The following is a 20,354-nucleotide window of genomic DNA, read 5'->3' as shown; positions in this document are numbered from 1 at the left end:
TAATGATGATGAAGAGGTAAAAATGCCGACATTTAAATTTACGCCTAAAGATATCTATGAAGCAGACTTCTCTACAAAGATGCGTGGTTACGATAAAGAAGAAGTCGATGAACTCCTTGATGATGTTATTGCTGATTATGAAACTTATCAGACTGAAAACTTGCGTCTTCAAGAGGAAAATGAGTTTTTGAAGAAAAAGATTGCTGAATTAGAAATGCAAGTTTCTAAACCAAATCAAGCAAATCTTGATGACACACAACGCTTTGACCCTAACCAAATTCTTCAAGCACGTTCAAGTAAACCAAAAGTGGAAATGCGTAATCCAAGTAATTTTGATTTACTCAAACGAATTAATCGTTTAGAACAAGCGGTATTTGGACCTAACGGCATTGCTAGTGAAAACAACTAAGAAAATATAAAATTGAAATGTTTTATGTTCTGCATTAGGTTTAGCAATGAACCTTTTTGCAAACTTCACAAGATGTGAAGGCAAAGATTTTGGTAAATGAACTTTATTGTTCTGCTTAATTTTTGATAAAAACAGTTTTCGGATAATCGCGCGATTTTTTTGTAAATCGTGAGGAAAGTCCATGCTCGCGCGTTGCTGAGATGCACGCAGTGATTGTGCTAGGTCAAACAATAAACCTAGGTAGGAGCGTCATGCCTAACGGCTGGCCAAAACGCTAAGTCTTTTGATATGCGTGAGTAGCCTGTAAAAGTGCCATAGAGACGAGTCTTAGAGGAAACTCTAAGAATGGAACGTGGTAAACCCCTCAAGCGAGCAACCCAAACTTATGGTCGGGGCACTTGACTAGCCAAAATGAAGGCGTGGTCGAGGCTGAAATTAAGAATTTTGGCAGACAGATGATTATCGAAGGGGAGATTCACGAATGTGAATTGAACTGGAACAAAACATGGCTTATAGAAAACTGTATGACACAGGCTGGGGCTTTTAGCCTCGGCTTTTTTTGATAAATAATGCTTAATTGAAATAGATAGAATTATCTCTGCTCATTTTATGCAGAGAATGGAAAGTTAAAAAATGCAAAAGAAATTCAAGTTATTAGCAACTTCTTCAAGTGGTTTAGAGAGTTTAGTTGCTCGCGAACTTCGTAATCTGGAAATTGAAAATGTTTCAATTGACGACCGTTCACGTGTCTTCTTTGAGGGAAATTTGGCAACAATTGCTAAGGCGAATCTTTGGTTAAGAACGGCTGACCGTGTAAAAATTGTAGTTGGGGAATTTAAAGCTAGAACATTTGATGAATTGTTTGAAAATGTTTATGCGCTTCCCTGGGCAGAGCTTATTCCTTTTGGAAGCCAATTTCCTGTCAGCAAAGCTAAAGCGGTGAAATCAACTTTACATAATGAGCCGTCAATTCAAAGTATCACTAAAAAAGCGATTGTCAAAAAATTACAGACGACTTATCATCGTCCTGAAGGTGTTCCAATTCCTGAAAATGGAGCTAAATTTTCAATTGAGATTGCTTTACATAAAGATATGGCAACTGTATTGATTGATACGACTGGTGATTCTTTATTTAAACGAGGCTATCGTTCAGAAAAAGGAGAAGCTCCTTTGAAAGAAAATATGGCAGCTTCGATTATTTTATTAACCAATTGGTTAGCAAATCCTCGTCGTGCTTTTGTTGACCCTACTTGTGGTTCTGGAACATTTACAATTGAAGCAGCAATGCTGGCTTTAAATATGGCACCAGGAATGAATCGTCCTTTTGCTTTTACTGCATGGCCTTGGTTTGATGAAGAAATTTTGAAACAAGAAAAAGCTTTGGCCAAAAAACAAGTTCGTACAGATTTAGAATTGGATATTCAAGGTTTTGATATTGATGGAAAAATGATTGAAATTGCAAAACATAATGCACTTGCGGCAGGCCTTTCAGATGTGATAAAATATAAACAAATGCGACTTCAAGATTTTAGAACTGATAAGCTTGACGGTGTCTTAGTCTCTAACCCGCCTTATGGGGTGCGTTTGGAAGATGAAGGAGCTGTTGCAGCTCTTTATGGTGAAATGGGTAAAACTTTTGCGCCACTAGAAACTTGGAGTAAATACATTTTGACGAGTGATGTCGCTTTTGAAAAGCATTATGGGGCAAAAGCAACTAAAAAACGCAAACTATATAACGGAACACTTAGAACAGATTTGTATATGTATTTCGGAAAACGTATGAAATAAATTTTACTGACAGAACAAAAAGCTATTACTAGAACAATAAATTTTTAGTGATGACGGCTGTCAGTAAAAATTCAGACGAGTTTGAGCAACTCTCGTTGTCTGATTCACCATTTTATTGGAATAGTGGGAATCTTATTCGGAGGAAAAATGTCAAACAAAAATAAAAAAAATAGAAACAAAAACAAAAATAACAATAACAAGCCAAAAAACGAGCAACAAATTGGTGAAAAAACTTTGAAACTTCATGATTTACAAGATTTTACCGTAGGGCAAATTGTTGAAGAATCAAAACGTGTGGATAAAGAAAATGAAGAAAATGAGTCTGTTTTAGATAAATATATTCGTCAGCACCGTGGAGAAATTGAAGAAGCTAAAAGTAAAAATTTGGATGAATTCATTCAGGCAGAACGTACAAATATAGAAGTTCCGGTTGAAGAAGAAAAAGAAGCTAAGTCAGAAAAACTTCAAGAAGTTTCTAAAGAGGAAATCGACGAGAATGATGAATTAGCAGCTTCAAAAATTGAAACTGAAAAAGTTACTGACAGTTCTGATTCTGATTTGTCAGCAGAAAATAAAGACTTAGAAGTTGCTGACAAGGAAAGCGAAGAAACTAAAAAATCAAAAAATGATTTAGTTTTAGATCCTGTTGTGATGGTCGATGCTCCTGTCAGTACTTTGCCAGAGCAAAAAGAAGCTCCGCAAGTTGAAGAAGCCAAGAAAACTGAACCAACTGACGAAGAAGAAGCCGAAAGTCCACAAGATGAGAAGGCAGTTGCTGCACCAGTTATGATGTCAGCAAACGAAGTTCCAATGGACGAGCCAAGTGAACCAGAAATTTCTGAAACTGACGCTGACACTAAAACTGATTCAATAATTGACGAAAAATCAGAAGTTGAACCAAAAGTAACAGAAGAACCAGCAGAAGAAATTAAAGCTGATTCAAAAGAAGATTCTACTGAAAATAATCAAGTCCTTGAATCGGGAGCTGAGGAAAAAGTGACAGATTCACCAAAAGAGACAAAAAGTGATATTCCTGATAACGTTATTACTGCTGAATCAGTTTCACCTCACTTACTAGCTGAAACAACATCCTTTAAAGCAGATAAAGTAGAAGAAAATGCGGCAAAAATTACTGACGAAAAGTCAAAAAATCGTAAAAAACCAATCATTATTGGTCTATGTGCAATTGTCTTAATTGCAGCTGGAGCGATTGGATTTGCCCAATATAATAGTCATCAAAAAGGGAAAACGGTTCAAACTTCTCAAAGCAGTCAGAGTGATTTAGATAAATATCAGAAACAATACGATGCTTTTTTCACTGACAAATCACATACTATTTTGAAAAATAGTCAATTTAGCAAGTTATCAGCTCTTGAAACTTTAGTTGATGCTCACAAAAATTCCATGGCATGGTCAAATGCAGTCTCTGATACAGAAAGCCTAAAAGACCAAATTAATGCGATTAAGAAAGTGAATGTTCTCTTTACTAGCGCAGCAATTACTGACGGAAAACTTGATTCATCAGCTAAAGTAGTGGCAAATGTAAAAGTTCCAGAAACTCCTAAAACAACCAATGAAACCCTGAATAAATTACTGACACAAGCCATTGATTTAGCTAAGAGCCAAGTTGCTAAGGAAAGTTCAGCTAAAGCGTCTGCAAGTGCAGCAGAAGCCAAAGCGAATCAAGGAGCTACTAGCCAAAGTTCTACATCAAGTACAGCTAGTCAAAGCAATTCTACGACGACTCCTTCGTCAGCAGCTTCAGCAGGTTCAAGTACAAATGCCAGCACAAGTAGTAATGCTAATGGTTTGAGTAGCAACGGAGTTAATTTAGAAGTATCAGCAGCACGTGTCCAACCTCAAGCTGGAGTCAACACGAATGATCCTGCTTTCACATGGGGAGCTGGAATTAAAGAAATGGTTCTGAATAAAGCCCGTGAACGCGGCTATATTACAGGAGATAATTATATTTTAGTTCCAACAGCGATTCATACAACCAATGGTTCCCAAGGTTTCCCAGCCGGAATTGTTAGTGGTTATTACAATCTTTATGCACCAGATGGTCGGTATTTAGTATCAATCAATGCTAAAACAGGTTTCTTTGTTGGGAATGGTTCTGGTCATGCTGACAACTTAGATTATGATGCTTAGAAAATAAAAAATAATCATCATTTTGATGATTATTTTTTTTTACTGACAGAAATTTACTGACAGAAATTTACTGACAGAAATTTACTGACAGAAATTTACTGACAGAAATTTACTGACAGAAATTTACTGACAAAAATTTACTGACAAAAATTTACTGACAAAAATTTACTGACAAAAATTTACTGACAAAAATTTACTGACAAAAATTTACTGACAAAAAAACTTTCGCCAAAATCAGCGAAAGTTTTTTACTTTTATCAATTAATCGATTAGAAAATTAATAAGTCATGGTCAGTATGAGTGAAGCTCTCACAACCATTTTCTGTTACGTAAAGACAGTCTTCAATACGCACACCTACTTTACCTGGAATATAAATTCCAGGTTCGTTAGAGAAACACATTCCTTCTTGAATTACGAGGTCATTTCCGGCAACAATAGATGGATATTCGTGAACGTCCATTCCGATACCATGCCCAAGTCGGTGATTGAAATATTCCCCATATCCTGCTTTAGTAATTAAATCACGAGCAACAGCATCAATTTCATGTGCAGTTACACCAGGTTTAATGAAGTCCATGGCTGCTTGTTGAGCTTCCTTAACGATTTTATGGATCTCAGCGTCAAAGTCATTAGGTTGACCAATAGCGATTGTACGTGTCGCATCAGAAGCATATCCGCCACTCATCACACCCAAGTCAAAGAGCAAAAGTTTATTTTCTTGAATTTCAACATTTTCAGGTGCACCATGTGGATTAGCAGCGCGAGCTCCTGATAAAACAAGCGTGTCAAATGACATCTGTGGAACACCCATACGTTTCATTTCGTATTCAATTTTTGCAACGATATCAGATTCAGTCACACCATTACGTTCAGCAGAAGTGGCAAAACCAATTTCAAAACACTTGTCAGCAAAATCACCAGCAACTTTCATTTTTTCAATTTCATCTGCTGATTTAATCAAACGCATCCGTTCAATCAAAGGAGTCAAATTCACAAAATTAATATCACCAAATTGTGCTTTCAACCCTTCAGTTTTAGCTAAAGGAATATCTGAAAATTCAACAGCAATTGATTTAACATCTGAGTTTACATGATTTTTAACAACTTCCCAAGGGTTTTGAGAATCTTCATATCCGAAAATATCCAGACCACTTGTGTGTTCTTTAGCTTTTTCCACTTCCAAAGCAGGAGTAAATAACATCGGAGTTGAATCTCTAAAAATCATCAGCCCAGCAATTCGTTCATGGGGATCAATTGCTAGCCCTGTTAGATAATTTAGAGTTGTCGGATTAGTAATGAAAGTCATATCGACTTCCTTGTCATTCAGAAAAGCTGAAATACGTTCAATTTTGCTCAAAATGGTTCCTCCAATATTTATGAAAATGAGTTTCTTAAATTCTCTTGAAAATAAAAAACACTATATCCCCTATTCTACGCTATTTTTATTAAAAAATCACGTAAAAAAACATAGCTGAAGGTTGAAAAGGTTTACAGTTAATGATATAATTTGTAAATGAAAATGGTTTTCATAAATACTATGAATAAAAAGAAAAGAAAGAGGATAGCCAATTATGGTAGAATCAACAACAACAATTTATGATGTGGCACGTGTCGCCGGAGTGTCAATGGCAACTGTTAGTCGTGTTGTAAATGGAAATGCAAATGTAAAGGAAAAGACGCGCCAGAAGGTCTTAGAAGCTATTGCTGAGCTTGACTATCGTCCTAATGCAGTTGCGCGTGGACTTGCAAGTAAACGTACAACAACAGTTGGTGTTATCTTGCCAACCATCACTTCAACTTACTTCGCAGCGATTACTCGCGGGGTTGATGATATCGCTTCCATGTATAAATACAACATGATTTTAGCTAATAGTGATAATGATGTTGAAAAAGAAGAAAAAGTTTTAGAAACTTTCTTGTCAAAACAAGTTGATGGAATCGTCTATATGGGTTCATCTTTAGATGAAAAAATTAGAACTTCCCTCAAAAATTCAAGAACACCTGTTGTTTTAGTTGGAACAATCGATGGAGATAAAGAAATTCCATCTGTTAATATTGATTACCATTTGGCTGCTTATCAATCAACTAAAAAATTGATTGATAGTGGAAATAAAAAAATCGCTTATATCATGGGTTCATTGAAAGACGTTGAAAATACAGAACGTATGGTTGGTTATCAAGAAGCTTTGCTTGAAGCAAATATTGAATTCGATGAAAACCTCGTTTTTGAAGGTAATTATAGCTATGAACAGGGGAAAGCACTTGCTGAACGTTTACTTGAGCGAGGAGCAACTTCTGCAGTAGTATCACATGATACAGTAGCCGTTGGACTCTTATCTGCAATGATGGATAAAGGAGTGAAAGTTCCTGAAGATTTCGAAATTATCTCAGGTGCAAATTCACCAATTACTCAATATACATATCCAACTTTAACTTCTGTTAACCAACCCCTTTACGATTTGGGAGCAGTAGCAATGCGCCTTTTGACAAAATTAATGCTTAAAGAAGATGTTGAACAAAATCAATTAGTTTTGGATCATGAAATCTTTTCTCGCCGTTCTACTAAATAAAAATCGAGCCCTTTTGAGGGCTTTTTTTATTTAAAGTAAAAAGTATTTGACATTTGAGAGAAAAGTCGCAATAATAGAGAGATGATAAAAAGAATTTATTCAATAGATTAAATGAATAAATTGTTAAGGAGTTTGATATGCAAGAATTAGATTTAATTATTGTTGGAGCAGGTCCTGTTGGTCTATACGCGGCTTTTTACGCAGGAATGCGCGGTTTATCAGTTGCAATAATTGAATCAGCGCAAGTTCCAGGAGGTCAACCCCAAAATCTCTACCCTGAAAAATTAATCTACGATATTGCTGGCCTACCAGCAGTGACAGGGGCAGATTTGACAAAAAATCTTTTAGAACAACTAGCACAAATCTCTCATCGATTATTTCTTGGGGAGAGCGTTCAAAAAATTGAAAAAGAAGAGGAGATTTTTTCTGTAACGACTGATAAATCAACCAGAAGAGCCAAAGGCGTTTTGCTGACGACTGGTGCCGGCCTTTTGAAACCTCGAAAGTTAGGAATTGATAACGAAGAAACTTTAGCCAATGAAGGAATAATATCTTACTTTATCACTTCTCTAAAAGAGTTTGAGGGAAAAAATGTCGCGGTTTTTGGTGGAGGAGATTCGGCTTTAGATTGGTCATTAATGCTTGAAAAAGTAGCTACAAATGTTCATTTGGTTCATAGAAGAACTGCTTTTCGCGGTCATGAAATTACAGTTGACCGAGTGATGAATTCTAATGTTCAAGTTCATACGCCTTATACTTTTTCAAATTTGATTGGAAATGAATTAGAATTAAAAAAAGTAAAATCAGAAGAAAACTTGAACATTTCGATTGATAAAATTTTGGTTAATTATGGTTTTTTAACAAATCAAGTGACTTTAGCTGAGAACTTAGAAGTCAGTCGTAATGGTCGTGTTAAGGCAGATTCAATGATGCAATCCAATATTGAGGGACTTTATGTCGCAGGAGACGCAAGTGATTATCCTGGGAAAATGCCCTTGATGTCCGTTGGTTTTGGTGAAGCAGTCCATGCGATTAATGCTATGACGAAAAGACTTGAATTTGACCACCCACTTAGAGGGGGACATTCTTCATCCATTTTTTAAAATAAAAGGCGTATTCTAAATAGGGGTACGTTTTTTTTATGAAATACGGTATAATAGAGAAAGAAAAATGACTTGAACTTAGCTTCATTGATAAAAATGAGCCAAGTTTTATGAGTGCTTTGTTTAAAAAGCAAAATAAAAATAAATTGGGAATGTTTGATGATATTAAATTTGATTATTTTAGTAGCCTTGGTTTGGGCTTTCATGGTTGGTTACTCACGAGGCTTGATTTTACAAGTTATCTACAGTTTTGGTACGATTATTGCGGCCTTCATTGCAGCCAGTAATTACAAAGAGTTAGCACAAAAATTGAGTATTTGGGTTCCTTTTTCAAATGCCACAGAAAACTCACATCTCTTACTTTTTAGTGATAAGCTTCTTTTTCAACTCGATGATGCTTTTTATGCGAGCATTTCATTTTTAGCAATTTTTATTGTCGTTTATGCTATTATCCGTCTTATAGGTTTATTTTTACATTTTGCACTTAGTCCTCTGGGAAGAAATGGAAAAATCATTGCTGGAATTTTAGGGTTTGCGGCGACTTATTTTGGTTTACAAATGGTCTTGATGGTCTTGAGTTTGGTTCCTATCGCAGCGGTTCAAAGTCAACTTGATGCTAGTTTTTTAGCTCGTTTTATGGTTTTACATACACCGATTTCATCAGGAATCTTGCAAAACCTTTTTATTGAAAACATTGTCCACATTAATCCTCTAGGATAGTGCTAGGGGAGAAATCTACAGATACAACTTGAAATTTAAATAGAATGAATAAAAAAATTCTCCAAATATTGGAATATGATAAAGTCAAAGAACAGTTCATGAATGCTTTGACGACAGCGCAGGGTCAACAAGAATTAAAAGATTTAAAACCTTTGACAGATAAGGAAAAAATTCAGCTCCTTTTTGATGAAGTTGCTGATTTTCGCTTATTGACCCAAGAAAATGGCCTATTAAATTTAGGAAAAACAAATGATTTAACAGAAATACTCAGACGTCTAGAGCTTGAAGCCAGTCTTTCAGGCAAGGAATTCGTTGAAATAAAAAAAGTGATTCAATTAGGGATTAATATTCAACGCTTTTTTGATGAAGCTGAAAATGTTGAAACACCTTCACTAGCTATTACTTTGGAAAAATTGGTTGATTTATCAGCATTAGTCAAAAAATTAGAAATTTTTGATAATGCGGGAAGTCTTTATGATAATGCCAGTCTCGAATTGATGCATATCCGTGCTTCTATCAAGAGTCATCAATCAGAAATTCGGAAAATCATGCAGGAAATGTTGACCAAAAATCTCTCATCTTTGAGTGAAAATGTCATCACTATCCGAAATGACCGACAAGTGCTTCCTGTAAAAGCAGAAAACAAAAATAAAATTGCAGGTGTAGTTCATGATATGTCTGCTTCAGGTCAAACGCTTTATATTGAACCAAATGCGGTTGTTTCATTAAATAATAAACTTAATCAAAAGAGGATTGAAGAACGTCAAGAAATCACAAGAATTTATCGTGACCTTGCTAGTCAATTAAAACCTTATAGCTTTGATATAAGACAAAATGCTTGGCTGATTGGTCATATTGATTTTGTTCGTGCCAAGTATCTTTATTTAGCAGCGAATAAAGCGACACTTCCAGAATTAACAACCGATAAAGATATTACCCTTTTTGCAGCTCGCCATCCTTTGATTGAGGCAAAAACTGTTGTGGCAAATGATATTAAATTTGATGCAGGGCTCAATACGATTGTTATTACCGGTCCTAATACGGGTGGGAAGACCATTACTTTGAAAACAGTTGGTTTGTTGACAATATTGGCTCAATCAGGTCTGCCAATTTTAGCAGCTGATGGCAGTCGAATTCATCTTTTTGATGATATTTTTGCCGATATCGGTGATGAGCAATCCATTGAGCAAAGTTTATCAACTTTCTCAAGTCATATGACTAATATTGTTCACATTTTAGCTCAAGCAGATGAAAATAGTTTGGTCTTATTTGATGAACTTGGGGCAGGAACTGATCCGAAAGAAGGAGCGGCTCTTGCTATTGCCATACTGGAAAATTTACGTGAACGAAATGTGAAAACCATGGCAAGTACTCATTATCCTGAGTTAAAAGCTTATGGGGTCGAAACGCAACAAGTAATCAATGCAAGTATGGAATTTAACATTGATAAGATGCAACCCACTTATCATTTGCAACTGGGAGTACCTGGACGTTCAAATGCCTTGGAGATTTCTAGAAGATTAGGTTTGCCAGAAACCATTATTTCAGTAGCCAGTCAACAAATTTCTGACAGTGAGCATGATGTCAATCAGATGATTGAAAAGTTGGAAGAAAAAACGCGTGAAGTGATTGAAAGTTCAAGAAATATTAAAAAAATTGAACGAGAAAATCAAAGTTTACATAAAGATTTGACGAAAGTCTATCATCAAATTAATCGTGAGCGCGATTTTGAATTAGAAAAAGCACAAAAAGAAGCTCAAGAAGTAGTTAAAAAAGCGAGTCTTGAAGCGCAAGAAATTTTGAAGAATCTCAATGATAAAGCAGCATTGAAACCACATGAAGTTATTGCTGCTAGAAAAGAACTTGAAGGTTTGGCTCCAACCATTGATTTTTCTAAAAATAAGGTTTTGAAAAAAGCAAAAGCACAAAGAGGACTTAAGCAAGGGGCTGAAGTTAATGTCACTTCTTATGGTCAGCGTGGCAAATTGATTCGTTTAGAAAAAGATGGACGTTGGACGGTTCAAATGGGTTCAATCACGACTCGTTTAAATGAAGATGAATTTGATGTGATTGAAAGTCCAGAACAAATTCAAGCCAAAACTAAAAATGTCAGTAAAAAGGTGACTTCTAAAGTCAAAGCTCAACTTGATTTACGCGGGATGCGTTATGAAGAAGCAGAACTGGAATTGGATAATTATATTGATCAAGCTCTGCTTGCAAATTTGATTCAAATTACGATTGTTCATGGGATTGGAACGGGTGTTATTCGAGAAATGGTACAGAAAAAACTTCAAAAACACCGTCATATTAAATCTTATGAATATGCACCAATTAATGCTGGTGGCTCTGGAGCAACGATTGCTATTTTGAAGTAAAATAATAAATTTCTCAAAATCTATTTTCTTGAAATTTTAAGGGAATTACACTAGAATAGTCTTACTGAAGAAAATTATTTCAATGAAGGAGATAAAATGGAATATAATATTACTGATGCAACGTTTGATGAAGAAACAAAAGAAGGGCTTGTTTTAATTGACTTTTGGGCAACTTGGTGTGGTCCATGTCGCATGCAAGCGCCAATTTTGGAACAACTTTCAGAAGAACTTGACGAATCAGAACTTAAGATTTGCAAAATGGATGTTGATGAAAACCCAGCAACAGCTCAAGGGTTTGGCATTATGTCTATCCCAACATTGATGTTCAAAAAAGATGGTGAAGAAGTAAAACGCATTGTTGGTGTTCAAACAAAAGCACAACTTAAAGCTGTTATTGCTGAATTATCATAATAAAAATTACTGACAGAATTTTTTTCTTCTTGAAATAAAGTTTGTCAGTATTTTTTTATATTCAATTCTAGTGAAAAGTTCTGTCAGTAAAAGAGAGTGAAAGTATGGCACATACTGACAAGTCTGTCAGTAAAATGAGCGTGACAAAAGGCTTTTAAAATGATATGATTGAGAAAGAAAAATTTCAAAGAAAATAGGGATTTGGAAGGTCAAAAAGACTTTTCAAATTTTGAGGAGTTTAATATGTCAAAGAAAAAAGATACTGAACTTGAAATTATTGATACAGCTGACGGAGCTGTCATTAAAAGTGGAAAAAAAACAATCGCCGAAATTAAAGAAAAATCAGGAAATTTTGTCATTGTTTTTTCAGGTAAAGAAATTGCTACAGTGACTTCTTTTGAAGCAGCTCTTGAGGAAGCAATTATGGCTTATAATCTTTCGATTTAAAGATTTATTTGTGATTGATTTGAAATTTCTAATTTATAACTTGAAATTAATAAGATAATTTGTTAAAATATTTCTTGTCGTTATAAAGCAATCTTGGGGTATAGCCAAGCGGTAAGGCAAGGGACTTTGACTCCCTCATGCGTTGGTTCGAATCCAGCTACCCCAGTAAAAAAAACGTAAAAGGAAACGCTGTTTCCTTTTTTCTTTTTGCGAAAATATGCTAGAATAAGGTAAAACATTTATGAAAATGTAAGGAGAAGTTTATGAGAAAAACAAAAATTGTTGTTCCAATCATGCTGACAGAGTTAGCAGAGCTTGAGAAAGTTTCTGTCAGTGATTATCGAACAGCAGATATTGTTGAATGGCGTGCCGATTTTTTGTCAGCAGATGAAATTTTAGAGATGGCTCCTAAATTCTTTGAAAAATTTAAAGAAAGTAAGATTTTATTTACTTTAAGAACAGTCAGAGAAGGCGGAAATATTCAAGTTTCTGAAAAAAAATATTTACAGATTTTAAAAGAAATTTTGACTTACAATCCCGCATATATCGATGTCGAATTCTTTACGCATGGTCCTTCATTTGCCGCTTTGAAAGATTTTCGGGATAAAATGGTACTCTCTTATCATAATTTTGATGAAGTTCCAACCGATTTAACTAATCGTTTGATTAAAATGCACGAAGAAGGAACTGCTTTTGTTAAAGTTGCTGTGATGCCAGAACGTGAATGTGATGTTCTTGATTTATTACAAATCACTCGTGATATGACTTTAGAATACGGTGATCATTTTATCAGCATGGCAATGGGTGACTTAGGACGACTTTCAAGAATTTCTGGCTATTTGACTGGTTCTTGCTGGACTTTTGCAAGTTTAGAAAATTCGAGTGCGCCTGGGCAAATTTCTCTCAAAGAAACAGAGTATATTTTGGATATCTTAGAAAAATAGAAAAATGATCTGGTCAGAGATATCGTTCGGTTATGACAGACAATTTTTTTACTTTTATTAGGATAAGTAGAATGGACCAAAAGCTTTATAAGTGAAAATGTTATAATAGGTAATGAAAAAGGACGCTTTGTTCATTAGAAATTAAAAAATAGGATTAATTTACTGACAGCTATTCTGTCAGTAAAAAAGGAGAAAAAAGTGGTTATTAGCCGTTATTCACGTCCAGAAATGGCAGAGATTTGGTCAGAAGAAAACAAGTATAAAGCATGGCTTGAAGTCGAAATTCTTGCAGATGAAGCTTGGGCAGAGCTTGGGGAAATCCCAGCAGCAGATGTGAAAAAAATTCGCGAAAATGCAACTTTTAATGTTGAACGCATTCTTGAAATTGAAAAAGAAACACGTCATGACGTGGTAGCTTTCACACGCTCTGTCAGTGAATCATTAGGTGAAGAACGCAAATGGGTGCATTATGGCCTGACATCAACAGATGTCGTTGATACAGCTTATGGTTATCTTTATAAACAAGCTAATGATATTTTGCGCAATGACCTAAAAAACTTTGCAGAAATTGTTAAAAATAAAGCTTTAGAGCATAAATACACAGTAATGATGGGTCGAACTCACGGCGTTCACGCTGAACCCACAACTTTTGGCTTGAAATTAGCCACTTGGTACAGCGAAATGAAACGAAACATTGAACGTTTTGAACATGCTGCGAAAGCTGTTGAAGCTGGGAAAATTTCTGGTGCTGTTGGAACATTTGCCAATATTCCTCCATTTGTTGAAGCCTATGTTTGTGAAAAATTAGGGACTCGTCCGCAAGAGATTTCAACACAAGTCTTACCACGTGATTTACATGCAGAATACTTCCAAACGTTGGCGCTCATTGCGACATCAATTGAACGCATGGCAACAGAAATCCGTGGATTACAAAAATCTGAACAACGTGAAGTTGAAGAATTCTTTGCTAAAGGTCAAAAAGGCTCATCAGCAATGCCACACAAACGTAACCCAATTGGTTCTGAAAATATGACAGGTTTAGCCCGCGTCATTCGTGGACATGCAATTACAGCTCTTGAAGACGTTAGTCTTTGGCATGAACGTGACATTTCACACAGTTCAGCTGAACGTATCATTGCACCAGATACAACAGAATTACTGGATTATATGCTCAACCGTTTTGGGAATATCGTTAAAAATCTGACTGTTTTCCCAGAAAATATGAAACGAAATATGGATGCGACTTTTGGCTTGATTTACAGCCAACATGTCATGTTAATGTTGATTGAAAAAGGAATGACGCGTGAAGCAGCTTACGATTTAGTTCAACCTTTGACTGCAAAATCTTGGGATGAACAAGTGATGTTTAGACCATTGCTTGAAGAAAATGAACAAATTCGTCGGTATTTGAATGATGAAGATATTGATAAAGCTTTTGATTACAATTATCATTTAACAAGAGTCGATGAAATTTTTGACCGTGTCTTTGATTAATAAGAAAGCCTACTAAAAAGTAGGTTTTTTTGTTATTAAAACGAAATATAAAAAGGATTGACAAATTTAATGAAAACGGATACAATTATAAATGTAAATATGAGAACGTTCCCACAAGTGAAAGGAGGAAGTAATGACAACCATCAAACAAGTTGCGCTTGAAGCAGGAGTTTCAAAGTCCACTGTTTCTCGTTTTATTGCTCAGAATGGCTATGTAAGTGATGAAGCCAGAGAAAAAATTGAACGAGCAATTAAAAAATTAAATTACAGACCCAATCTTTCTGCCCAATCTTTAAAAACTAAAAAGAATCAGCTTGTTGGACTATTATTGCCAGATATTTCCAATCCTTTTTTCCCGATGCTCGCCAAAGGAGCAGAGGAATTTTTAAAAGAAAAAGGTTATCGTGTGATGCTCGGAAATATTGGTGAAAAGAATCAATCTGAGCAAGATTATTTGAAAGTTTTAATTCAAAGTAATGCTGCTGGCATCATTTCAACCCATGATTTTAAAGAAGACTTTCCTGATTTGGATATTCCAACTGTAATCGTGGACCGAGTAGGCCATAAAAGTAACTATGGTGTTTTTTCGGACAATGAGTCAGGCGGACGAATAGCAGCAAAAGTGATTGTAACAGCAGGAACAAAAAAAGTCGCTGTAGTCAGCGGTCCTTTGAATGCCACAAATATCAATAATCGTTTTAAAGCAAGTATTGCTTATTTAAAAGAAAAACAAGTTGATTTTAAAGCTTTTTACAGTCAAAGTTATGATTTTGAAGAAATTCAGAAAGAGGCGAGAGAAGTGCTTGCCAATGAAGAAAACTTTGATAGTATCATTGCACCATCGGATATTCATGCCATGGCTTATATCCACGAAATTCATCGTTTAAATAAGAAAATTCCTGAGGATATTCAAATTATTGGTTATGACGATATTCAAATGAGCCAATTCATTTATCCAGCACTCTCAACCATTCATCAATCTGCTTATCAGATGGGGCTTGAAGCTGCTCAACTTATATATAAAATCGCGACTGACCAAGCAATTGATAAGTCTAAAATTGAACTCCCTGTTCATTATGTAGCGCGTGAAACAATTCGACAAAAGAGAAAAGAATGAGGAAAAATTAATGACAAAAGTAAGTGTTATAGGAAGTATTTCAATGGATTTAGTCACAAGGACTAACCGAGTGCCGAATGCTGGAGAAACCGTATTTGGTGAAGATTTCGCTATGGTTCCCGGTGGAAAAGGAGCGAACCAAGCCGTTGCTTTTGCCAGACTTTCTCCTAATGAAGTAAGCATGATTGGAGCAGTAGGTAAGGATGCTTTTGGTGAGAGTATTTTGCAAAACTTCAAAGAAAATGCAGTTCTTTTCGAAAATGTGGGAACGGTACCACAAACAACAGGAATTGCTCAAATTACTCTCTATGATGATGATAATCGTATTATTATTATTCCAGGTGCTAATAATGAAGTTCTACCAAGTTATCTAGCAGACCTTTGGGAGAAAATTAAAGAAAGCCAACTTGTTATTCTACAAAATGAAATTCCACATGAAACAAATCTAGCGATTGCTAAATTCTGTAAAGAAAATGTGATAAAAGTTCTTTATAATCCAGCTCCAGCAAGAAAAACAGATTTGGAAATGATTGATTTTGTTGATTATATCACACCGAATGAACACGAATGTCAGGAACTTTTTCCGAATTTAGCACTTGAAGAAATTCTCAAAAAATATTCAAATCGTCTGATTGTCACCTTAGGAAGTGAAGGAGTCATTTTCCACGATGGAGAGACTCTTCAAAAAATTCCTGCCATAAAAGCTAAGGTTGTAGATACAACTGGTGCAGGAGATACATTCAACGGAGCCTTTGCTTTTGGTTTGACTGAGAACTTATCAATTAGTGATTCCATCAGATTAGCTGTCGTTGCTTCTCATTTATCTATTCAAAAATTTGGCGCACAAGGCGGGATGCCAAAGCTATCAGAAGTTAAAGCAAAATTAAAAGAACTTGAAATTAATCTCTACTAAAAAAGAAAGAGAGTTAAATTTATGAAAAAAGAGGGAATACTTAATAGTGAATTAGCAAAAATTGCTGACGATTTGGGCCATACTGACCAAGTTTGTATAGGAGATTTAGGACTACCAGTACCAATAGGTACCCCCAAAATTGATTTAGCCCTGACAAGAGGAAAACCCAGTTTTCAAGAAGTGCTGGACATCTATTTGGAAAATATTTTAGTTGAAAAAGTCTATCTTGCTGAGGAAATAAAAGAAAATAATCCTGAACAGTTAGCGATTTTACTGACAAAATTATCAGCAGATGTTGAAATAGTTTTTGTCAGTCATGAGACCTTAAAATTAATGAATCATGAGGTCAAAGCAGTGGTGAGAACAGGAGAAAATACACCTTATTCAAATATTATTTTACAATCAGGTGTCGCTTTGTGAAAAAGGAGGAGGTCAATTTTGAAAATAGAAATGAAGAACATTTCTAAATCATTTGGAACGAATAAAGTTCTTGAAGCAATTGATTTAACGATTAATTCAGGAGAAGTTCATGCCTTAATGGGAGAAAATGGGGCTGGAAAATCTACTTTGATGAATATTCTAACGGGTCTATTTCCAGCTTCTGGTGGGGAAATTGAGATTGACAGTGAAAAGAAAATTTTTAAAAATCCTCAGGAAGCAGAAGGATTTGGAATTAGCTTTATTCATCAGGAAATGAATACTTGGCCTGATTTAACAGTCTTAGAGAATCTTTTTTTAGGACGAGAGATAAAAAATAAATTTGGTATTTTAGATACGAAGGCCATGCGAAAAAAAGCAAATTTTGCTTTTGAACAGCTGGGAGTAAAAATTGATTTAGACAAAGAAATTGGTAATTTATCAGTTGGTCAGCAACAAATGGTTGAAATAGCTAAAAGTTTTTTATCTGATTTAAAAATTTTGATTATGGATGAACCAACAGCAGCATTGACCGAAAGAGAAACAGAAAGATTGTTTTCAGTTATTGCTGGTCTTAAAAATCAAGGGGTTGGAATTATTTATATTTCTCATCGAATGGAAGAAATTTTTAAAATCACAGATTGTGTAACTGTCATGCGTGATGGTCTAGTCATTGATACGCAAAAGACGAAAGAAACCAACGTTGATGAATTAGTTAGAAAAATGGTTGGTCGGTCAATTACAGATTACTATCCCCAAAAAAATGCTGAAATACGAGAAATTGTATTTGAAGCCGACCATTTATCCGCAGAATCTTTTAAAGAGATTTCATTTTCAGTTCGTTCAGGTGAAATTCTCGGATTTGCAGGGCTCATGGGAGCTGGTAGAACTGAGGTCATGCGAGCAATTTTTGGAATTGATAAGCTAAAATCAGGCACGATAAAAATTAATGGAAAGAGTCTAACGATCAATAACCCGGCACAAGCAATCAAAGAAGGAATTGGCTTTTTAACAGAAGACCGAAAAGATGAAGGACTTGTGCTTGATTTCTCAATAAAAGACAATATTACTCTTCCGAGTACAAAGGATTTTATTCATCATGGCCTCTTTGACGATAAAACAGCAACAACTTTTGTTAAGCAACTCTCCGAGCGTCTTAATGTTAAAGCAACAGATGAAGAACAAATAGTTGGCTCTCTATCTGGAGGAAATCAACAAAAAGTTGTCCTTGCCAAATGGATTGGCATTGCGCCAAAAGTATTAATCTTAGATGAACCAACACGAGGAGTCGATGTGGGAGCCAAGCGTGAAATTTATCAATTAATGAATGAACTTGCTGAACGTGGTGTTCCAATTATTATGATTTCAAGTGATTTACCCGAAATTCTTGGTGTTGCTGACCGAATTGCTGTGATGCATGAAGGAGAAATAGCAGGAATTTTAGCCAAAAATGAAGCAACACAAGAAAATGTGATGCAGCTCGCAACAGGAGGACAATAAGTGTGAAAGCTCTATCTCAAAAATTCAGTTCTTTAACGACAATGATTGCTCTGATTGTTTTGATGATTATCATTACATGTATCAATCCCAACTTTATGACGGCAAACAATTTGCTAAATTTACTCTTACAAGTCACGGCTAATGGATTTATTGCCTTTGGGATGACCTTCGTAATTCTAACTTCAGGAATTGACCTGTCAGTTGGCGCAATTTTAGCTCTTTCAAGTGCAGTGTCCGCAGGTTTTATAGCCCAAGGAATGCCTTTACCGCTAGCAGTAGTCTGTGCTTTAATCATTGGTGCTTTTCTTGGAGCGATTAATGGTGCACTTATTGCCTATGGGAAATTGGCCCCTTTCATTGTAACTTTAGCTACTCAAATGGTTTACCGCGGAGCAACCCTTGTTTTTACTGATGGTAATCCAATTACTAAACACATGGATGGCTATTTCTTAGCCTATATTGGACAAGGTTATTTACTGGGTATTCCTTTCCCTGTTATTTTAATGATTTTTGTTTTCATTATTCTATGGATTTTGCTTCATAAAACAGCCTTTGGTAAATCAGTTTATGCTTTGGGCGGTAATGAAAAAGCTGCTTATATTTCAGGAATTAAACTAAATAAAGTAAAAATTGCCATTTACACTTTATCTGGAGCAATGTCCGCAATTTCTGGTTTAATCATCAGTTCTCGTTTGTCATCAGCAACACCACAAGCAGGTTCTGGCTATGAAATGTATGCAATCGCTGCCGTTGTCCTTGGGGGAACCTCTCTAATGGGAGGGAAAGGGCGTATGTTTGGAACAATGATTGGGGTATTAATCATTGGTGTTCTAAATAATGGTTTAAATATAATTGGTGTGTCAGCCTTTTGGCAACAAGTCATCCAAGGATTAGTTATTCTCGTTGCAGTTCTTATCGATGTCATTCGTAGCAAACGGAAATAGGAGAGTTGAACATGAAATTAGTAAAAAAATTAACTTTTGTTTTTGTAGCTACTTTAGCAGTCTCAACTTTGACCGCATGTAGTCTTTATACCGGCATTCCAGGCCGTGATGGAAAAGAAAAAGTAGAAGAGGTAACACATAAGAAACCAAATGAATTAAATATTGGTGTTTCTATTTCGACAACAAACAATCCTTATTTTGTTTCAATGAACAATGCGATTAAATCAATGGCTAAAGAAAAAAATACAAAATTAACGGTTTCTGATGCCCAAAATGATTCTGCAACACAATTAAATAATGTTCAAAATTTCATCAGCCAAAATGTGGATGCGATTTTAATTAATCCTGTAGATTCTGATGCCATTGTTCCAGCCATTAAAGCAGCCAATAATGCCCATATTCCAGTGATTGCAATGGATAGAGGATCAAATGGTGGAACAGTTTTAACAACCGTTGCCTCTGATAATGTGGCCGCTGGGAAAATGGCGGCTCAAGCCGTTGATAAATTGGTTGGGAAAAACGTAAAAGTTCTGGAACTTTCTGGAACGCCAGGGGCTTCGGCAACAATAGACCGTGGTAAAGGGTTTAATAGTGAAGCTAAGACCTTAGGTTTAAATATATTATCCAGTCAATCAGCTAATTTTGACAGAACAACTGGTTTAAATACCACTCAAAATATGCTTCAATCTCATAAAGACGTCCAAGCAATCTTTGCGCAAAATGATGAAATGGCACTGGGAGCAGCTAAAGCTGTACAAGCCACCGGACAAAAAATAGCTATTTTTGGAATTGACGGTGAGTCTGAAACACACGATGCCATAAAAGCAGGAACGATGACCGCAACGATTGCTCAACAACCAGCTAAAATTGGTGAAATGGCTTTGCAAGCTACCTATGATTATTATCAAGGTAAAAAAATAGCACATATGATAAATTCGCCAATCTATCTTGTGGATAAAGATAATGTTGATGAGCACCAATGGTAGTATAAAAACAAAAACTCTGTCGATAGGACAGAGTTTTTTTATTTTCAAAAATAAAGATGAATAA

Annotated in this window: 18 protein-coding genes, 1 tRNA gene and 1 other RNA gene; 19 read left to right on the top strand and 1 reads right to left on the bottom strand. The window is 35.5% G+C overall.

Features of this window, described 5'->3' with window-relative positions:
- Nucleotides 1–22 precede the first annotated feature (22 nt).
- The 4 genes from gpsB (at nt 23) to ACRYLU_RS08085 (ending at nt 4,348) form a co-directional block, all read left to right on the top strand.
- A complete protein-coding gene (gene gpsB / locus ACRYLU_RS08100; RefSeq protein ID WP_003129453.1) occupies nt 23–409 on the top strand; it encodes a cell division regulator GpsB in 387 nt (128 codons plus the stop codon).
- 134 nt (nt 410–543) lie between these two features.
- Nucleotides 544–927, top strand: an RNA gene (gene rnpB / locus ACRYLU_RS08095) — RNase P RNA component class B.
- Between the two features lie 115 nt (nt 928–1,042).
- A complete protein-coding gene (locus ACRYLU_RS08090) occupies nt 1,043–2,197 on the top strand; it encodes a THUMP domain-containing class I SAM-dependent RNA methyltransferase (protein WP_260311473.1) in 1,155 nt (384 codons plus the stop codon).
- A 147-nt stretch (nt 2,198–2,344) separates the two neighbouring features.
- On the top strand, nt 2,345–4,348 hold the full coding sequence (locus ACRYLU_RS08085) for a cell division site-positioning protein MapZ family protein (RefSeq protein ID WP_445080848.1): 2,004 nt from the start codon (nt 2,345–2,347) through the stop codon (nt 4,346–4,348).
- Nucleotides 4,349–4,617: 269 nt separating this feature from the next.
- On the opposite strand, the gene ACRYLU_RS08080 is transcribed toward ACRYLU_RS08085, so the two are convergent.
- A complete protein-coding gene (locus ACRYLU_RS08080; RefSeq protein WP_445080847.1) occupies nt 4,618–5,706 on the bottom strand; it encodes a M24 family metallopeptidase in 1,089 nt (362 codons plus the stop codon).
- Between the two features lie 214 nt (nt 5,707–5,920).
- Here ACRYLU_RS08080 and ccpA point away from each other — a divergent pair, with 214 nt between their 5' ends.
- The 15 genes from ccpA to ACRYLU_RS08005 all read left to right on the top strand — a co-directional run bounded on the left by ccpA (nt 5,921) and on the right by ACRYLU_RS08005 (nt 20,290).
- Nucleotides 5,921–6,919 (top strand): catabolite control protein A, encoded by a 999-nt coding sequence (gene ccpA / locus ACRYLU_RS08075; RefSeq protein ID WP_003129447.1) that lies wholly within the window; start codon nt 5,921–5,923, stop codon nt 6,917–6,919.
- 137 nt (nt 6,920–7,056) lie between these two features.
- A complete protein-coding gene (locus ACRYLU_RS08070) occupies nt 7,057–8,022 on the top strand; it encodes an NAD(P)/FAD-dependent oxidoreductase (RefSeq protein WP_445080846.1) in 966 nt (321 codons plus the stop codon).
- A gap of 159 nt (nt 8,023–8,181) precedes the next feature.
- Nucleotides 8,182–8,742, top strand: a complete 561-nt coding sequence (locus tag ACRYLU_RS08065; RefSeq protein ID WP_003129445.1) for a CvpA family protein — start codon at nt 8,182–8,184, stop codon at nt 8,740–8,742.
- 44 nt (nt 8,743–8,786) lie between these two features.
- Nucleotides 8,787–11,117, top strand: coding sequence for an endonuclease MutS2 (locus ACRYLU_RS08060; protein WP_260310975.1), 2,331 nt, complete (start codon nt 8,787–8,789; stop codon nt 11,115–11,117).
- Between the two features lie 96 nt (nt 11,118–11,213).
- Nucleotides 11,214–11,528 carry a thioredoxin gene (gene trxA / locus ACRYLU_RS08055; RefSeq protein ID WP_003129442.1) on the top strand — a complete coding sequence of 105 codons (315 nt, stop codon included), beginning with the start codon at nt 11,214–11,216 and terminating at the stop codon, nt 11,526–11,528.
- A 243-nt stretch (nt 11,529–11,771) separates the two neighbouring features.
- Nucleotides 11,772–11,975, top strand: a complete 204-nt coding sequence (locus ACRYLU_RS08050; protein WP_010906074.1) for a DUF2969 domain-containing protein — start codon at nt 11,772–11,774, stop codon at nt 11,973–11,975.
- A gap of 94 nt (nt 11,976–12,069) precedes the next feature.
- Nucleotides 12,070–12,141, top strand: a tRNA-Gln gene (locus ACRYLU_RS08045).
- Between the two features lie 97 nt (nt 12,142–12,238).
- Nucleotides 12,239–12,919, top strand: coding sequence for a type I 3-dehydroquinate dehydratase (aroD, locus tag ACRYLU_RS08040; protein ID WP_311865624.1), 681 nt, complete (start codon nt 12,239–12,241; stop codon nt 12,917–12,919).
- A gap of 198 nt (nt 12,920–13,117) precedes the next feature.
- The gene (purB, locus tag ACRYLU_RS08035; RefSeq protein ID WP_098393343.1) at nt 13,118–14,413 is read left to right on the top strand and encodes an adenylosuccinate lyase; all 1,296 of its coding nucleotides are present in this window, start codon (nt 13,118–13,120) and stop codon (nt 14,411–14,413) included.
- A gap of 133 nt (nt 14,414–14,546) precedes the next feature.
- Complete coding sequence (locus tag ACRYLU_RS08030; RefSeq protein WP_038601585.1) at nt 14,547–15,530, top strand: LacI family DNA-binding transcriptional regulator; 984 nt, start codon at nt 14,547–14,549, stop codon at nt 15,528–15,530.
- A gap of 10 nt (nt 15,531–15,540) precedes the next feature.
- Entirely contained in the window at nt 15,541–16,443 is a 903-nt protein-coding gene (gene rbsK / locus ACRYLU_RS08025; RefSeq protein ID WP_038601583.1) for a ribokinase, read from the top strand.
- A gap of 21 nt (nt 16,444–16,464) precedes the next feature.
- Nucleotides 16,465–16,863 carry a D-ribose pyranase gene (gene rbsD, locus ACRYLU_RS08020; RefSeq protein WP_015426834.1) on the top strand — a complete coding sequence of 133 codons (399 nt, stop codon included), beginning with the start codon at nt 16,465–16,467 and terminating at the stop codon, nt 16,861–16,863.
- An 18-nt stretch (nt 16,864–16,881) separates the two neighbouring features.
- The gene (locus ACRYLU_RS08015; RefSeq protein ID WP_260310967.1) at nt 16,882–18,360 is read left to right on the top strand and encodes a sugar ABC transporter ATP-binding protein; all 1,479 of its coding nucleotides are present in this window, start codon (nt 16,882–16,884) and stop codon (nt 18,358–18,360) included.
- Between the two features lie 2 nt (nt 18,361–18,362).
- Entirely contained in the window at nt 18,363–19,304 is a 942-nt protein-coding gene (locus tag ACRYLU_RS08010; protein ID WP_311317486.1) for an ABC transporter permease, read from the top strand.
- Between the two features lie 11 nt (nt 19,305–19,315).
- A complete protein-coding gene (locus ACRYLU_RS08005) occupies nt 19,316–20,290 on the top strand; it encodes a substrate-binding domain-containing protein (RefSeq protein WP_260310966.1) in 975 nt (324 codons plus the stop codon).
- The last annotated feature ends 64 nt before the right edge of the window (nt 20,291–20,354 follow it).

This window comes from Lactococcus sp. KTH0-1S, assembly GCF_052544945.1.
This window is presented reverse-complemented; position numbering and strand designations above follow the sequence as displayed.

Excerpts from the sequence above, each read along its gene's own strand:
- rbsD (WP_015426834.1), top strand. The coding sequence starts at position 16,465 with ATGAAAAAAGAGGGAATACTTAATAGTGAATTAGCAAAAATTGCTGAC.
- gpsB (WP_003129453.1), top strand. The coding sequence starts at position 23 with ATGCCGACATTTAAATTTACGCCTAAAGATATCTATGAAGCAGACTTC.
- ACRYLU_RS08050 (WP_010906074.1), top strand. The coding sequence starts at position 11,772 with ATGTCAAAGAAAAAAGATACTGAACTTGAAATTATTGATACAGCTGAC.
- ACRYLU_RS08005 (WP_260310966.1), top strand. The coding sequence starts at position 19,316 with ATGAAATTAGTAAAAAAATTAACTTTTGTTTTTGTAGCTACTTTAGCA.
- ACRYLU_RS08060 (WP_260310975.1), top strand. The coding sequence starts at position 8,787 with ATGAATAAAAAAATTCTCCAAATATTGGAATATGATAAAGTCAAAGAA.
- ACRYLU_RS08085 (WP_445080848.1), top strand. The coding sequence starts at position 2,345 with ATGTCAAACAAAAATAAAAAAAATAGAAACAAAAACAAAAATAACAAT.
- ccpA (WP_003129447.1), top strand. The coding sequence starts at position 5,921 with ATGGTAGAATCAACAACAACAATTTATGATGTGGCACGTGTCGCCGGA.
- ACRYLU_RS08090 (WP_260311473.1), top strand. The coding sequence starts at position 1,043 with ATGCAAAAGAAATTCAAGTTATTAGCAACTTCTTCAAGTGGTTTAGAG.
- rbsK (WP_038601583.1), top strand. The coding sequence starts at position 15,541 with ATGACAAAAGTAAGTGTTATAGGAAGTATTTCAATGGATTTAGTCACA.
- ACRYLU_RS08070 (WP_445080846.1), top strand. The coding sequence starts at position 7,057 with ATGCAAGAATTAGATTTAATTATTGTTGGAGCAGGTCCTGTTGGTCTA.
- aroD (WP_311865624.1), top strand. The coding sequence starts at position 12,239 with ATGAGAAAAACAAAAATTGTTGTTCCAATCATGCTGACAGAGTTAGCA.
- trxA (WP_003129442.1), top strand. The coding sequence starts at position 11,214 with ATGGAATATAATATTACTGATGCAACGTTTGATGAAGAAACAAAAGAA.
- ACRYLU_RS08065 (WP_003129445.1), top strand. The coding sequence starts at position 8,182 with ATGATATTAAATTTGATTATTTTAGTAGCCTTGGTTTGGGCTTTCATG.
- ACRYLU_RS08030 (WP_038601585.1), top strand. The coding sequence starts at position 14,547 with ATGACAACCATCAAACAAGTTGCGCTTGAAGCAGGAGTTTCAAAGTCC.